The 14098-nt window shown below is 43.0% G+C and carries 13 protein-coding genes; 9 read left to right on the top strand and 4 right to left on the bottom strand.

The genetic code is table 11. The annotated features are described in order from the left end of the window. Position 1: 1 nt before the first annotated feature. Both DESDI_RS10285 and DESDI_RS10280 read left to right on the top strand, forming a co-directional pair. Positions 2-307: a GIY-YIG nuclease family protein gene (locus DESDI_RS10285; protein WP_015262552.1), complete on the top strand. Its 306-nt coding sequence runs from the start codon at positions 2-4 to the stop codon at positions 305-307. A 108-nt stretch (positions 308-415) separates the two neighbouring features. Further along, a complete protein-coding gene (locus tag DESDI_RS10280) occupies positions 416-601 on the top strand; it encodes a 2-hydroxymuconate tautomerase (protein WP_015262551.1) in 186 nt (61 codons plus the stop codon). A gap of 68 nt (positions 602-669) precedes the next feature. On the opposite strand, the gene DESDI_RS10275 is transcribed toward DESDI_RS10280, so the two are convergent. Then, positions 670-2058, bottom strand: a complete 1389-nt coding sequence (locus DESDI_RS10275; RefSeq protein WP_041219409.1) for a uridine kinase family protein — start codon at positions 2056-2058, stop codon at positions 670-672. A gap of 183 nt (positions 2059-2241) precedes the next feature. On the opposite strand from DESDI_RS10275, the gene thrC reads away from it, so the two are divergent. Then, on the top strand, positions 2242-3717 hold the full coding sequence (gene thrC / locus DESDI_RS10270; RefSeq protein WP_015262549.1) for a threonine synthase: 1476 nt from the start codon (positions 2242-2244) through the stop codon (positions 3715-3717). 58 nt (positions 3718-3775) lie between these two features. On the opposite strand, the gene pheA is transcribed toward thrC, so the two are convergent. Then, complete coding sequence (gene pheA / locus DESDI_RS10265; protein WP_015262548.1) at positions 3776-4633, bottom strand: prephenate dehydratase; 858 nt, start codon at positions 4631-4633, stop codon at positions 3776-3778. Positions 4634-5063: 430 nt separating this feature from the next. On the opposite strand from pheA, the gene pepF reads away from it, so the two are divergent. From pepF to DESDI_RS10245, 4 genes are all read left to right on the top strand, one after another. Continuing rightward, on the top strand, positions 5064-6863 hold the full coding sequence (pepF, locus tag DESDI_RS10260) for an oligoendopeptidase F (RefSeq protein ID WP_015262547.1): 1800 nt from the start codon (positions 5064-5066) through the stop codon (positions 6861-6863). A gap of 106 nt (positions 6864-6969) precedes the next feature. Continuing rightward, positions 6970-7809, top strand: a complete 840-nt coding sequence (locus DESDI_RS10255) for an Mrp/NBP35 family ATP-binding protein (RefSeq protein ID WP_015262546.1) — start codon at positions 6970-6972, stop codon at positions 7807-7809. 36 nt (positions 7810-7845) lie between these two features. After that, positions 7846-9096, top strand: coding sequence for an adenosylhomocysteinase (locus DESDI_RS10250; RefSeq protein WP_015262545.1), 1251 nt, complete (start codon positions 7846-7848; stop codon positions 9094-9096). A 180-nt stretch (positions 9097-9276) separates the two neighbouring features. Then, positions 9277-9555 carry a hypothetical protein gene (locus tag DESDI_RS10245; RefSeq protein ID WP_015262544.1) on the top strand — a complete coding sequence of 93 codons (279 nt, stop codon included), beginning with the start codon at positions 9277-9279 and terminating at the stop codon, positions 9553-9555. A gap of 951 nt (positions 9556-10506) precedes the next feature. On the opposite strand, the gene uvrC is transcribed toward DESDI_RS10245, so the two are convergent. After that, on the bottom strand, positions 10507-12273 hold the full coding sequence (gene uvrC, locus DESDI_RS10240; protein ID WP_015262542.1) for an excinuclease ABC subunit UvrC: 1767 nt from the start codon (positions 12271-12273) through the stop codon (positions 10507-10509). 152 nt (positions 12274-12425) lie between these two features. Between uvrC and DESDI_RS10235 the strand changes: the two genes are divergently transcribed. Continuing rightward, complete coding sequence (locus DESDI_RS10235; protein WP_015262541.1) at positions 12426-12989, top strand: hypothetical protein; 564 nt, start codon at positions 12426-12428, stop codon at positions 12987-12989. 16 nt (positions 12990-13005) lie between these two features. Here the strand turns inward: DESDI_RS10235 and DESDI_RS10230 are convergent, their stop codons facing one another. Beyond that, positions 13006-13449, bottom strand: a complete 444-nt coding sequence (locus DESDI_RS10230; protein ID WP_015262540.1) for a DMT family transporter — start codon at positions 13447-13449, stop codon at positions 13006-13008. 129 nt (positions 13450-13578) lie between these two features. On the opposite strand from DESDI_RS10230, the gene DESDI_RS10225 reads away from it, so the two are divergent. After that, positions 13579-13950 carry a hypothetical protein gene (locus DESDI_RS10225; RefSeq protein ID WP_015262539.1) on the top strand — a complete coding sequence of 124 codons (372 nt, stop codon included), beginning with the start codon at positions 13579-13581 and terminating at the stop codon, positions 13948-13950. The last annotated feature ends 148 nt before the right edge of the window (positions 13951-14098 follow it).

Raw genomic sequence — 14098 nt, 5'->3', positions numbered from 1 at the left:
TATGTACTGGGTTTATATCCTTCTTTGTGCAGGAAAGACTCTCTATACAGGTATAACACCGCACTTGGAGAGAAGAATTAAGGAGCACAATGAGGGGAAAGGTGCTAAGTATACCCGAGGACGGAGGCCTGTAATTCTCAAGCAAGCTTGGGTAGTGGAGAACCGCAGTCAGGCACTTCGCTTAGAAGCTTTCATCAAACGCTTTTCACGACAGGAAAAGGAAGCCATGATTGCTTCTCCGGAACTGCTACTTCAGCTAGCTAAAGAGAAGGATTACGAGTTTGGCATTGGGGTGCTAAATAGTTGAGTGTAATTCAAATGGTGCATCGAGACACCTTGGATACTAGGGTGCTAATAAGAGCGGCATAATAATACTATAATATAGTTTTATAGACATTGGAAAGGATGATTTGTGATGCCATTCGTTCAGATTGATTTACTAGAAGGGCGGACACATGAGCAAAAAAGGCAAATGGTAGAAAAAGTGACCCAGGCCATTGTCGAATCCACAGGTGCGAAACCTGAGAGTGTAAGTATTATTATTCGGGAGATGGCCAGGGGAGATTTTGCGACGGGCGGAATCCTCGCTACCGATAAGTAATAAGAACGATACGAATATGAATGGAGCTGATCATAATAAATGGTCAGCTCCATTTTTGCAGATAAATACTAATATATTCCGCCACCAATAAACTCTCTTAAGATAGAGTTGAAAGGAACTTTACCCACATCCATAGTTTGAAAATGATGTAGAAGTCTTAAGAGATGGGCCGCGGTGGCATGATAGGGATGGTCAGTTGTAATGGTAATGAGCAGAGGTTCCGCATAGGCTTTAAGAGCGTTCAATTCATATAATAGGCTGGAATTGAACATAACATCTGCTTCCTCTTGATAGGGGAAAATGTTGTTGATCTCTCCTCGTCGTACACTGGGCCATTGATTAAGGGTTTTTTCGGAGTTAATCCCCCGGTACTTATCATCGCGGACGATACGCCGAATTTGACGTACATCCGTTGTCGAGATTCGGTTATGAGCATCAATATTGGGCTGGAAGAGGGCACTTATATAGATCTTGAAGAGATGAGAACGCACCAAAGAGGGTAATAGCCGTGGATTTAGCGCATGGATCCCTTCCATAATCAATATTTCATCGTTTGCTAATTTCATACGTTTACCTTCGTTCTTGCGTCGCCCCTCCACAAAATCGAAGATAGGACACTCAATTTCTTCACCACGAATTAATGCACTTACATGTTGATTTAATAGAGGTAAGTCGAGAGCTTCAAGAGCCTCGAAATCATATTGACCGTCTTGATCGCGAGGGGTGTGCTCTCGGTCTAAGAAATAATCATCCAGAGACAGGGCGTTGGGACGAATACCATTAACACAAAGTTGAGTAGATAGGCGTTGAGCGAAAGTGGTTTTTCCAGAAGATGAAGGGCCTGAGATAAGAATAATACGTAGATTTTTAATTTGGCTGAGGATTCGGTCTGCAATTAATGAGATTTTCTTTTCATGTAATGCTTCTGCTAAAGAGATTAACTCCATGGTTTTACCATCAAGGATATTTTGATTAATATCTTCTACCTGATCCAAGTGGAGGTTTTCTACCCAACGTTGAGATTCCAGAAAGGTGGCGGCTAATTTTTCTGGCGGGACAAAGTTGGGTAGCTCGCAGGGATATTCAGAGTTGGAGAAGTGTAAGATAAAGCCAGGATGATAATAGATTAAGGTATAGGGGTAAAGGGCTCCTGTGGGGCGTAAAGCAGGGTAAAGAGACTTTACAAATGTCTGGTTGACCTTTGTGTGGAAGAACCCATCCTCCTCCTCGCAGGACAGGATTTGGGGCTTGGTGTCTACCCACTCATGCAACCTTTCATCGATTTGGGATACTTCTCGAGAAGAGAGAGGGGAATTTTCTAATTCGCAGTATACACCATCCAAAATGGAATACTGAATCTTGAGTTTTTCTTGTGGGAAAAGCTCCTCGATAATCATTATTAAACCGAAAATGAGGGTTTGCCGATATTGACGGTGAGTAGTCTCCTTTACACTCATTTTAATGCTCCTTTTCCATATGATCTGCTGAAAGATTTTCGATATTTGAATAATTCTCCAGAAGTGCGACACCTTCCTCTGTCTTTGGAGAATGACTTTCCTATAGTTATGGTATACTGGAGAAGGAAAAATGTCTATCTGTGGCGAATACAAATCGGATATTGTCTTGGGGAGTGAAGCGCATTGTACGAAAGCACTAGAGGAAACTATCCGGAACAAACAGGAAAAGAAGCCATTGCCTTGGGTATGGTTCCGGTGGGAGGATTATTTGTTCCAAAGCATTACCCTAAAATCAACTGGGAAGACATTCGCGGAATAACCTATCCGCAGCTTGCCCAATTGATTTTTCAATCCTATCTTCCCGATTTTACGAAAGAAAAATGTATTGAGGCTTCAGAAATATATAATAAGAATGTCTTTGATTCTGATAATCCCGCACCATTGGTAAACGTAGGGAAGATGGGAATACTGGAATTATGGCATGGACCTACTGCTGCCTTTAAGGATATGGCGTTACAAGTTCTGCCCCATTTACTTGGAGAAAGTATGAAGGTTTTAACCCAAACAGATAGAGTCCTGATTCTTGTAGCTACTTCGGGTGATACCGGCAAGGCTGCCTTGGAAGGCTTTAAGAATGTAAAGGGCACAGAGATTATAGTCTTTTATCCCGAGAGTGGCGTCAGCACCGTTCAAGAGCGGCAAATGACCACAACTGATGGAGTGAATACCCGAGTGGTTCCCGTCATGGGCAACTTTGACCAATGTCAATCCGCAGTAAAGGAGATCTTCGCCAATTCAAAATTGAGAGAAACCTTTAATCAACGGGGGATCGCTTTTTCTTCAGCTAATTCAATCAACTGGGGTAGGCTCTTGCCGCAAATCGTCTATTATTTTTGGGCTTATCTACAAGCAGTGGAGTCCCAATCACTTCGTCCCGGAGAAAAGATGAATGTGGTTGTGCCCACGGGTAACTTTGGTAATATCCTTGCAGCCTATTATGCCAGGATGATGGGGTTACCGATTAATAAACTGATTTGTGCCTCCAATGAGAATAATGTTTTGACGGATTTCTTTGTTGAGGGAATCTACAATCGTAATCGATCTTTTTATGTGACCTCCTCGCCATCGATGGATATCTTGATATCCAGCAACTTCGAACGCTTTTTGTATGAGATGTCGGGGAAAAGACCGGATAAAATCAACAATTGGTATAAACAACTTCAGGAACGAGGTGAATTCAAGGTTGATTCCGACACACTGGCCATGGCAAGGGAGGCAGTTGTTGCCGGCTGGGCCAGTGAAGCAGAGGTTCAGATGGTCATTAAGGCTGTCTACCAAGAATACTCTTATGTCTTAGATCCTCATACTGCCGTTGCCGTGAAAGTATACGATGATTATACGAAGAAGACGGGTGATAAGACATTTACAATCATTGCTTCAACGGCAAGCCCGTTCAAATTTGCTAAAACTGTTCTTGAGGGCATCGATGCCAGTGCTGTATCAGGGGATGAATGGATTAATTTAAAGAAGCTGAGTGAGATCACCGGTTGGGCGATTCCCCAAGGACTTCAGGGATTAGAGGATAAACAAACCTTTGGTCTGAGCCACGTCAGACCAAAAGAGATTTCTGAGCTGATTAGAAAAGTTTATATATCTTAAGCCAAAACGAGTTCGGGTGCTGATATGCTCATCCCCCGAACTCGTTTTATATTTCCTATTAATCTTTGGCGAGTGGTTTGGCTTTAGGGTATGAGCCGAGAAGTTTAGTATTAACGCCTATATTTTTTAAAGCCCAGAGAGCATCTTGGAGCGAAGAAGAGAAAACATAACCATCGATGTCAATGAAGAACACATACTCTCCCAACCTTTTTTTTGAAGGTCGCGATTCAATACGGCTTAAATTTATATTTCGTTGGGAAAATTCTTGAAGTGCACTGGCTAGGGCACCGGGAGTATCTCCTGTGACAATTAGAAGTGATGTCTTGTCTTCCTCGCTCATCTCGGCGAGATGATGACCAACGAAAGCAAAACGTGTCGCATTGAGCATAGAGTCTTGAATTTTTTCAGCTAGACAGTGTAGTTTATAGATTTCTGCTGATCGACGAGGACCGATGGCAGCCCAATTATTGTCCGGATTATGTGAGATTTTCGTTGCCGCCTCCGCAGTACTGAAGCAGGGAGAATGCCTTGCTTGGGGTAGTTGAGTTTCTAAGAAGTCACGACATTGCCCTAAGGCTTGTTCGTGAGAAAATACTTGTTCAATCTCCTGCGGGTGCAGTGGTTTGGCGGTGATTAAGCATTGATCGACTGGGTGAATAAATTCTCTCATAATATACAGATTTTCAGTTTGACCTAGCATATCCATGGTAACGGCAACTTGACCTTCGGTTGAGTTTTCTAGCGGAACGAAGGCACCTTCAATCTCAAGAGCTTGACAAGCAGTTAAAAGTTTAGGAATCGTTGTGAAAGGAATGAGCTCCACTGGAGGTTCCATTATTTCCGGTTGAGTGGTTAAAAAGAGCTGGAGCGCTTCTTCTGAAAAGCTGCCCGTCGGTCCCAAATATCCAATTCTCATTCTATCTTCCTCCCCAATGGTATTTTCAAAAATAAAAAGAGCTTAACTATCCCGATGAAAGGGGTGAGTTAAGCATAATTTGATTTTACCAATTATATCAATAACTTTCGACAATGTAAAAGGCTTTTTCCTTTTCTATGTCTAAAAGATGTGATTTTAAGAGATTTCCGCTCACTTTAAACTTGCACAAACCCTATAAGCACGTTAAAATATGTGTGGAAGGTTGGGGAACCTTCCTGGGAGATAGGTGGACGAGGTGGCAGAAACAGGCAGTGGAACGTACGCTGCCTGTTTCACTTTTTTATAGAGTATCCCCTGTTATAATATTTAACATCAGACTTTAGATAAATAACTGCAGAAGAGATTTTTGCTAAATATTCCCCCTAATGTGTATAATAAGCAGGTAAGTGTGATTTAGGAGGTAAGCAAAATGGAACAAGCTAAACAAAAATCTCGCTCGGAGATCCCTCAAGAATATAAATGGAATCTTGAAGACATTTTTCCCCATGATCAAGCTTGGGAAGAAGAGTATACAAAAGCCGAAAAGCTTTTGGTACAAGCTACAGAATTTCAAGGGCGGCTGGGGGAGAGTGCTGAGACATTATTAGCATGCTTTGCCTGGGTTGACGAAATCGGCCAAAGGGTGGGAGAAATCTACACCTATGCACGGATGCGTCGTGATGAGGATAATCGAGAATCCCATTATCAAGCCTTAACAGATCGAGCCGGTACCCTCTCCGTACGTGTCGGGAGCGCTCTGGCCTTCGTAGTTCCTGAAATTCTCTCCCTACCGGATGGGAAGCTTCAGGAATTTCGTCAAGCAAATGCCCAACTAGCCCTCTACGATCATGCCTTAGATGATATTCTACGTAAACGGGAACATGTTTTAAGTCCAGCGGAAGAAAAGCTTCTCGCCGAGATGGGAGAAATTGCCGATGGTCCTAGCACCATTTTCGGGATGGCCAATAACGCTGATCTGAAATTCCCTACCATTAAGGATGAAAAAGGCGCGGAAGTTGAGCTCACCAAAGGTAATTATATTCAATTTATGGAAAGCGAAGATCGACGTGTTCGACAAGAGGCTTTTGAAACCTTCTATGCTACCTATCAAAAGCAGATAAATACTTGGGCAGCTACTCTCAATTCAAATATCAAAGGTGATGCCTTTTTCGCTAAGGCGCGTCGTTACCCCTCGGCAATTGAGTCATCCTTAAATGCCGACAAGGTTCCTCTTACTGTCTATCATTCCTTAATTGAAACGGTTCGTGAGTTTCTGCCAGAGCTTCATCGCTACGTGAAGCTGAGAAAGAAGGCTATGGGACTTGACGAGCTTCATATGTATGATATCTATGTACCTGTTGTGTCTGAAGTCAAGATGAATATTCCCTATACGCAAGCTGTCGAAATGTGTTTGGCAGGGTTGAAGCCTTTAGGACTAGATTATGGTGAGGTTTTAGAGAAGGGATTCAATTCACACTGGATCGATGTGTATGAAAACGAAGGCAAGACGAGCGGTGCTTATTCATGGGGTACATACGGTTCCCATCCTTATGTCTTACTCAATCATCAAGATACCTTGGATTCGATGTTTACGATCGCTCATGAGATGGGTCATTCACTCCATACCTATTATTCGAACCAGACTCAACCTCATATTTATGCCGGGTACACGATATTTGTGGCTGAAGTTGCCTCTACCCTTAATGAAGGTTTAGTCATGAATCACTTACTTAATACAACTGAAGACCCGAAATTGCTAGCCTATTTATTAAATCATTACCTAGAGCAATTTCGTGGCACTGTTTTCCGTCAAACCATGTTCGCGGAGTTTGAAATGAAAACCCATGCCATGGTGGAAGCTGGGGAGGCTCTTACTGCTGATTTGTTGTCTAGTATCTATCTTAAACTCAATGAGGATTATTATGGTCCGGATGTGGTTATGGATCCTCAGATCGCTATAGAATGGGCGAGGATTCCTCATTTTTACAACGCATTCTATGTTTATAAGTATGCCACGGGATTCTCAGCAGCTACGGCCTTAGGCAGAAAGATTCTCGAGGAAGGAGAGCCCGCTGTGAAGAGTTATCTTGAATTTTTGTCTAGCGGCAGCTCAGACTATCCCATCGAGTTATTGCGCAAGGCAGGGGTGGATATGGAGACACCGCTACCTGTGAGAGAAGCTTTACAGGTCTTTAAAGGACTCCTAGATCGCTTGGAGACTCTTCTTTAGAGTTAAGTCCCTGAAAAATTAGTCAAACTTGACAAAGGTTATGGAAAGGGACACTATTTATATTAAAGTGGTTTTTCGAGATTCATAAAAGAAAGGAAGAAGAAAAATGAGTGATGCATGCGGCTCATGTTCATCTGCGAGTACCTGTACTACAGGTAGTTGTTCAGCTAAACCAGAAAAAACGAAAGCCCAACAAGCTAGTAACATTAAAAAGGTTATCGCTATTATGAGCGGCAAAGGGGGGGTAGGTAAATCCTCTGTCACTTCAATGCTTGCCGTAAGTTTAATGAGAAAAGGCTATAAGGTGGGTATCTTAGATGCGGACATTACTGGACCAAGTATTCCGAAGATTTTCGGTTTAAAAGGCAAAGCTAACATAAATGAGACAGGAGTCGTTCCTGCAGAATCACAACATGGCATAAAGGTCATGTCCTTAAATCTAATGGTCCCCAACGAAGATGATCCGGTTATCTGGAGAGGTTCGATTATTACCCAGCTTGTACAGCAGTTCTGGGCCGATGTCATCTGGGGAGAACTGGACTATTTACTTATTGATCTACCGCCGGGAACTGGGGACGTACCCATTACGGTGATGCAAAGTTTGCCCGTATCCGGTGTAGTCATCGTAACCAGCCCTCAGCAATTAGCTGGAATGATTGTTCGTAAAGCTATCAATATGGTGAAAAAATACGATGCACCCATCTTTGGCCTGATTGAAAATATGGCTTATGTATCATGCCCTCATTGTGAAGATAGGATTGAGATTTTTGGTAAACCTCAAGGAGAAACGGAAGCTGCCAATAACGAAATTCCCTATCTCGGACAACTACCCATTGATCCAGTTTTAGCGACTATGTCAGACCTCGGCAAGATCGAGGATTACGAAGCGGAAAAATTTACTGAAATTGCTCAACGATTAGCCGACATCATTAAGACAACTGAATAAAGAGGAAAAGGGGTGGCCGGTTAAGCCGGGAGAACTATGGAATCAACAATACGAGATATTAATTTGGCAACAAAAGGTCAATTGAAAATTGACTGGGTTAAAGCTCATATGCCTGTATTAAATACTTTGAGGGAGGAGTTCGAGAGAACTCTGCCCTTTAAAGGTAAAAAAGTAACTATTTGCCTGCATTTAGAGGCGAAGACAGCTTATCTTGCCAAAGTTGTTCAAGCAGGTGGAGCGGAGGTCACAGTGGTGGCTAGTAATCCTTTATCCACCCAAGATGATGTAGTGGCTGCTTTAGTGGCCGGAGGTGTTCATGCTCACGCTTGGTATGGTGCAACTGATGAGGAGTATCATCAACACCTTCATAAGGCACTGGATTTTGGCCCGGATTACATTATCGATGATGGTGGCGATTTAGTCTCGACCATTCACAAAGAACGCCGAGAATTAATCGGCAAGGTCCAAGGTGGTGCCGAAGAAACGACCACCGGGATTCTCCGTTTACGAGCAATGGAGAAGAATGGAGAATTGGCATTTCCCATGATTGCCGTCAATGATGCTGAAATGAAGTATTTATTTGATAATCGTTATGGCACCGGCCAATCGGTATGGGATGGGATTATGCGCACGACCAATTTGGTAGTAGCCGGAAAAACTGTTTGTGTCGTCGGCTATGGATGGTGCGGTAAAGGTGTTGCCATGAGAGCCAAGGGCCTTGGTGCCCGAGTCATCATCTGCGAAGTCAACCCGATTAAAGCCAATGAAGCCTGGATGGATGGTTTCGAGGTCATGCCTATGGTTGAGGCTGCCCCCTTAGGCGACTTTTTTGTAACGGTTACCGGGAATAAAGACGTGATTACAGGTGAACATTTCCAAGTGATGAAAGATGGTGCGATCTTATCCAATGCCGGTCATTTTGATGTGGAAGTGAATAAAGTCCAACTAAGGGCTATGGCGCAGAGTTGTCGCGAAGTTCGTAACAATATTGAAGAATATCTACTTCAGGATGGTCGCCGAATATATCTCTTAGCTGAAGGCCGGTTGGTCAACCTAGCTGCTGGGGATGGCCATCCTGCAGAGGTCATGGATATGACTTTTGCCTTACAGGCTCTTGCCTTACATTATTTGGCGACTGCCAAGGATTCCTTAGAGTCTAAAGTTTATTCCGTTCCCTTAGAGATAGATAAGCGAGTGGCTGAGCTAAAGTTAAGAACTTTGGGATTGAAGATTGATCTACTGTCTGAGGAACAGGAAAATTATCTAGCGAATTGGCAGCATAGCTAAGTTTATCTTGAGTGCGTAAAAAGGTCTGATGTATTTTACATCAGACCTTTTTACGTCCCTCTATAAGATTGCGCACATAGATAGTCTGCTTACCGGCACATTAGCCACTGTGCTCGAATTTCCAGATTTTCTAGTTGGATTGATAAAATGAGGCTTAAAGTGAGACAAGAAGGATAAACTATGGATATATCGGCTCAGGAAAGGAAGGTATATCCATTGCGTTATATTTGGCGAGTTTTTATAATTCTTGTTATGTTATTCCTAGTAAAAGGTATTTTTCAAGAGGAACAACCTCAAGCTTATATTTCTAATCCTCAGGTTAAAGTATTGATGGATGAAATTGAATGGAGGGCTTCCCAACTACAGAAAGCCGCTCAGGATTTACCGGGAAGTATTGAAGTCATGCTGCGGCGAATATTTAATGATGGAATGCCAGCAATTGAGGCAAAATCAGTTTAATACCAGCTTATTGGATTCTTGCGTTCATTTTCGAAGTAAAGCAAGCTCAAGGACAGTCAATGTTGAGTTGTAAAAAAGATTGATTTCGTTATAATATAAATATTATAATTGTCTTTGAGCTATGGTGCGCTATTCTAGTGCGTGAAATGGCAGTCGAAGGCGGGCCTAATAATCCGCTAAGGGCATACCGATGAAGTTCCTGGTGGTGGCTTTCGACGCCCAGTCGAGGGTTGCTGCTGGGGGTTAAGGTTGAGGGGGATCCGCAATGGCATGCGGGCGATACCCTCTTCCGTGGAGGCCTAAGTTCGTGGCTGAGTTTTTGGTTACGGCTTGGGGTATGAACCTGCATTAGGAAGGAACTTAGTGCAGTGTAGCCTGCCTTGAGGTGGAGATGTTGGGAGGGCTAAAGGGACTTCTGCTCATTGGCCGATGGGTTTGAGTCTGCCTGAAATTCTTTTCTGCAAAAGAGGCTAAGCTGTCATGGGCCGTTAAGGAAAACTTCTAGAGCGAAAACTAACGAGGATTAAAGTGCGTTCTTAGTGGCGATCAAGTGCTAGATTGGGCGACATTCTAGGCTGAGGGAAAGGGGAAACCGCCTTTACAGGAAACTGGAGGAGCTCAGTGGGAAAACCTACTCGACCTATGGCGCAATATTTATTCGTCTGTGTCCTAAGGCTCAAAGATAAACACCTCTCGTGAGAGAGGTGTTTTTTTTTACATTAATTTTTAAGTTAAGCATAATATTGTGGATCGGGGGAAAGGGTTTTATAGAAAAGAACACTAGATAGATCTAGTTTTAGTAATAGGGAACCCAAGGCACAAGTCGGTGATTTTTACATTCTCCTCCCGGCTCGGCCGGTGTCAGATTATGAATGTACAGATCCGATTTTCCACATCGTCTAGTCCGTTTGTAATAGCATTGACGACAGAGTTCGACGCGGTAGTTGAGAATCATAGCTTAACTCCTTTGTCATTAAAGTGTGCATATATGGCGGCAGCTGCTGAAGAAGGAAGCCCTGCTTTCTGAAGATCCTCTAAGTTGGCTTGGCGGATGTTGTCTATCGATTTAAAATACCGCAATAGTTGTTGTCTTCTCTTCTGTCCGACACCAGGTATACCGTCAAGCTCAGAGAGCATCATGCTTTTTGTGCGTTGCTGTCGATGGAAGGTGATTGCAAAACGATGGACTTCATTTTGAATTCGTTCTAGTAGGCGGAAACCGGCTGACCGACGTTCAAAAAAATGGGGATGTCCTGCTGAGTCCATTAGAACTGAGGTTTGATGCCGATCATTTTTGACCATACCCGCTACATAAATATCAACCTTCAAGGCTGCGAGGGCTTCTTTTGCCGCATTGATCTGACCCTTACCCCCATCCACGAGAATTAGATCTGGGAGGGGGAGGCTTTCTTGAAGGAGGCGTGCATAACGTCGCTCGATCACTTGGTGCATGGAGGCTGTGTCATCCATAGTGGGCATGGGCTGTATCTTGAACTTGCGATATTGACTGCGATTCGGTTTTCCATCCATGAATTGTATCATACCAGCGACACTATGAGTTCCCGCAATATTGGAAATGTCAAAGGATTCGATCGTTCGCGGGGAGGGTATGTTTAAAGCATTCCCGATTTCCTCTAGGGCTTGGGTGCATTCTTCCAAATCGCGAATTTCGATGGAGATCTGTTCGTGTAAAGTGGTTTGGGCATTTTCCATGGCCATCTGGACTAAATCATGCTTTTGGCCCTTTTGAGGTATAACCATGGGGAAAAGCTTGCCTAATACGCTGAGATCAAGCGGAGGCAAGAGTATTTCTTGGGGAAGGGTGGGGCTTTCGGTATAGAACTGGGCTAAAAAAGAGATGAAGGCCTCTTCCGGTTCTTCATAATAGGGGAAGATAAAATTATCCCGGGAGAGGAGTTTGCCTTGGCGTAGATAAAAAATTTGTATACATAGTTGATCTCGAGAAAAAGCATATCCTACCACATCTCGATCCACAAAGTCGTTTAAGGTGATATTCTGCTTTTCTCCGACTTTCTTAAGATCTTCAATCAGGTCCCTAAATTCTTGGGCTCGTTCAAATTCTAAGTTCTCCGCAGCCTGTATCATCTTGGACTGTAAGGCTTTAAGGATGGCTCCTTGATCCCCCTTGAGAAAGGTGGCAGCATCCTTGCGAATAGTCTCATAGGCCACTCGGGGCACATTCTGGGTACATGGACCTAGACATTGACCAAGATGATAGTAAAGACAGGGCTTGCTAGGAATCTGACGACATTTGCGAAAGGGGAAAAGTCGATTCAGCAAGCGCGCCGCTTCCTTGGCTGCTGTCGCATTAGGATAGGGTCCGTAATATTTTCCTGCTCCCTTTTTTACCTGCCGTGTTACTAAGATGCGCGGATGATCTTCATCGGTAATCGTTATAAAAGGGTAGGTTTTATCATCTCTCAATAAAATATTGTATTTGGGATTATGTTTTTTGATTAAATTGCATTCTAAAAGCAAGGCCTCTACTTCTGAATCCGTGAGAATAGTCTCAAAGTCTGCAATTTGGCTAATCATCAGCTGAGTTTTTCCATTATGGGAACCCGTGAAATACGAACGGACTCGGTTTTTAAGGATTTTGGCTTTGCCTACATATATGATTTGGCCGGAAGTATCTTTCATAAGATAAACTCCCGGTTTGTCCGGTAATAAACTAAGTTTTTTGCGAAGTCTCTCCATCTTGCACACCTCGGTATTATTCTAGACGGAGATGAAGAGTTATGCAAGCAAAAGACTTTTGGTGACGCTTTGCTATGGACAAACATATCGAACAACTTTCATTAGTATAATTACTTATAGGATCTCATGATCGGGATAGAGGAGGGGTTCAGTTGTCGAATTTTTGGGGGCGGCCACCGCGCAATGATATAGGGCAGGATTTACAGGCATTGGCCTTTTGGGTATTGCTCATAGGAATAGGAGCGTATATTATTTTCCCGAATTTTTTTAGTGATGTCTATGCACGCCTTAGCGACCCTGCGGCTCAACTGGTTGACTCTTCCACCGGGTCCTATGATCCGAATTGTAATGGGGATAGTACCTATGATTTCAATAAGAATATAAGCACTACCTATCCTGATACATCATCAGGTTATCTTTATTCCACCGGAGATACAAATCTCGGATCTCCAGCCTCGTCTCTTTATCTCGGGAATGAAGTGTCAACTGGCTATTGGATACTTTTTGTAGCTGAAGGAGAATTTAAACAGCTGGCAGCAACCAGCGAAGCCTATACATTTCTATTGCGCTTAATTGAAAATGATCAGACCAGTGGCGGAAAGAATACAGTAATTATGGTTGCTAATGGTCAAATTAGAAAGTTTTCTGTTGCTGATGAAATCTATCAGATTGTGATCAATATGGCGGCCATTGACACGCGAGCAAAACTTGGCTAAGGGAAATTTCTGATCATTAAGTATAGAGGAGCTTGGCCCCAGCGGCAAAGAGAATCAATCCGAGTAATTGCCAAGGATTCCAAGCAAGACGCTCAGTGCCGAATAGTCCGAGATGATCAATAATAAGGGCAGCGCCCACCTGACCGATGATAATAGCGGTTGTCGCGTTGCATACACCAATCTTGGGAATGCTCAAGGCTACTAATCCAACAATAACGACACTAAGAACTCCGCCAAGATAAAGATACCATGGTATAGAAAGCCAATTGTATTCTAAGAACGGGACCCGAGCGATTAGGACTGCAATTAATGCCACGACAGTTCCGATTATATGAACTACCAAGGTGGTGGCTAAAATTGACGATTTTTGATAGAGTTCAGAATTCAATGTGCCTTGAAGAGCCATGGTGACACCGGAGATAGCAGCTATAATAGCGGGAAGAGATAAAAATTTATTCATGAGAACCTCCTGATATAAATATTGATTGAATTGGTCAAGTTCTCCAAGTCCGACAAGAAGTAGTTCGTATTTCCAATGTAGCTCAAGGGTAAAATGAAATTGTAGAAATAATTGAAAAGAGGTGGCGTCGTGGAAATTGATTACAACTTAGTTCAACGGGCCCAGATGCTACTAACGCTTGATCATCCACTTTCACAAGTGCGGGATATCTTGCTTTGCGAAGGATATCCTCAAGATCAAGTGGTTGAATTGATAGATGCTACTGAAGAAGTGTTGAATTATCTTGTTCCTCCTGAATATGATGAGAATAAAATAGGGATTGACATAATGAGGCCGGGTGAAAAAACGGAGGGAAGAAAGCCCGGCGTGGATATTTTAATCGATAAGCATTCAGGAAAATTGAGCTTGATGACCCCGCAATATCAAGAAACTTGGAAAGTCGCAAACGAAGTGCGTAAGGCAATAAGACATCAAAGATCTGTTGGACGATATTACCATTAGGTTACTCACCAAGGCGAGCAATTAAGCTACGCCTTTTTTATTGTAGATAGGTAGCAAGGTTTTAGATAGTATATTGTTTTCTGGAACTCCGGAAATTATGTTATAATTTTTTATTGATGCATGTATAACCTAATATCAATAGTATTAA

The organism is Desulfitobacterium dichloroeliminans LMG P-21439 (assembly GCF_000243135.2).
Classification (GTDB): Bacteria; Bacillota; Desulfitobacteriia; order Desulfitobacteriales; family Desulfitobacteriaceae; genus Desulfitobacterium; species Desulfitobacterium dichloroeliminans.
This window is presented reverse-complemented; position numbering and strand designations above follow the sequence as displayed.

Coding starts and splice junctions, on each gene's coding strand:
- DESDI_RS10275 (WP_041219409.1), bottom strand. CDS start 2,058: ATGAGTGTAAAGGAGACTACTCACCGTCAATATCGGCAAACCCTCATT.
- DESDI_RS10255 (WP_015262546.1), top strand. CDS start 6,970: ATGAGTGATGCATGCGGCTCATGTTCATCTGCGAGTACCTGTACTACA.
- DESDI_RS10285 (WP_015262552.1), top strand. CDS start 2: ATGTACTGGGTTTATATCCTTCTTTGTGCAGGAAAGACTCTCTATACA.
- DESDI_RS10280 (WP_015262551.1), top strand. CDS start 416: ATGCCATTCGTTCAGATTGATTTACTAGAAGGGCGGACACATGAGCAA.
- pepF (WP_015262547.1), top strand. CDS start 5,064: ATGGAACAAGCTAAACAAAAATCTCGCTCGGAGATCCCTCAAGAATAT.
- DESDI_RS10245 (WP_015262544.1), top strand. CDS start 9,277: ATGGATATATCGGCTCAGGAAAGGAAGGTATATCCATTGCGTTATATT.
- pheA (WP_015262548.1), bottom strand. CDS start 4,633: ATGAGAATTGGATATTTGGGACCGACGGGCAGCTTTTCAGAAGAAGCG.
- uvrC (WP_015262542.1), bottom strand. CDS start 12,273: ATGGAGAGACTTCGCAAAAAACTTAGTTTATTACCGGACAAACCGGGA.
- DESDI_RS10230 (WP_015262540.1), bottom strand. CDS start 13,449: ATGAATAAATTTTTATCTCTTCCCGCTATTATAGCTGCTATCTCCGGT.
- DESDI_RS10250 (WP_015262545.1), top strand. CDS start 7,846: ATGGAATCAACAATACGAGATATTAATTTGGCAACAAAAGGTCAATTG.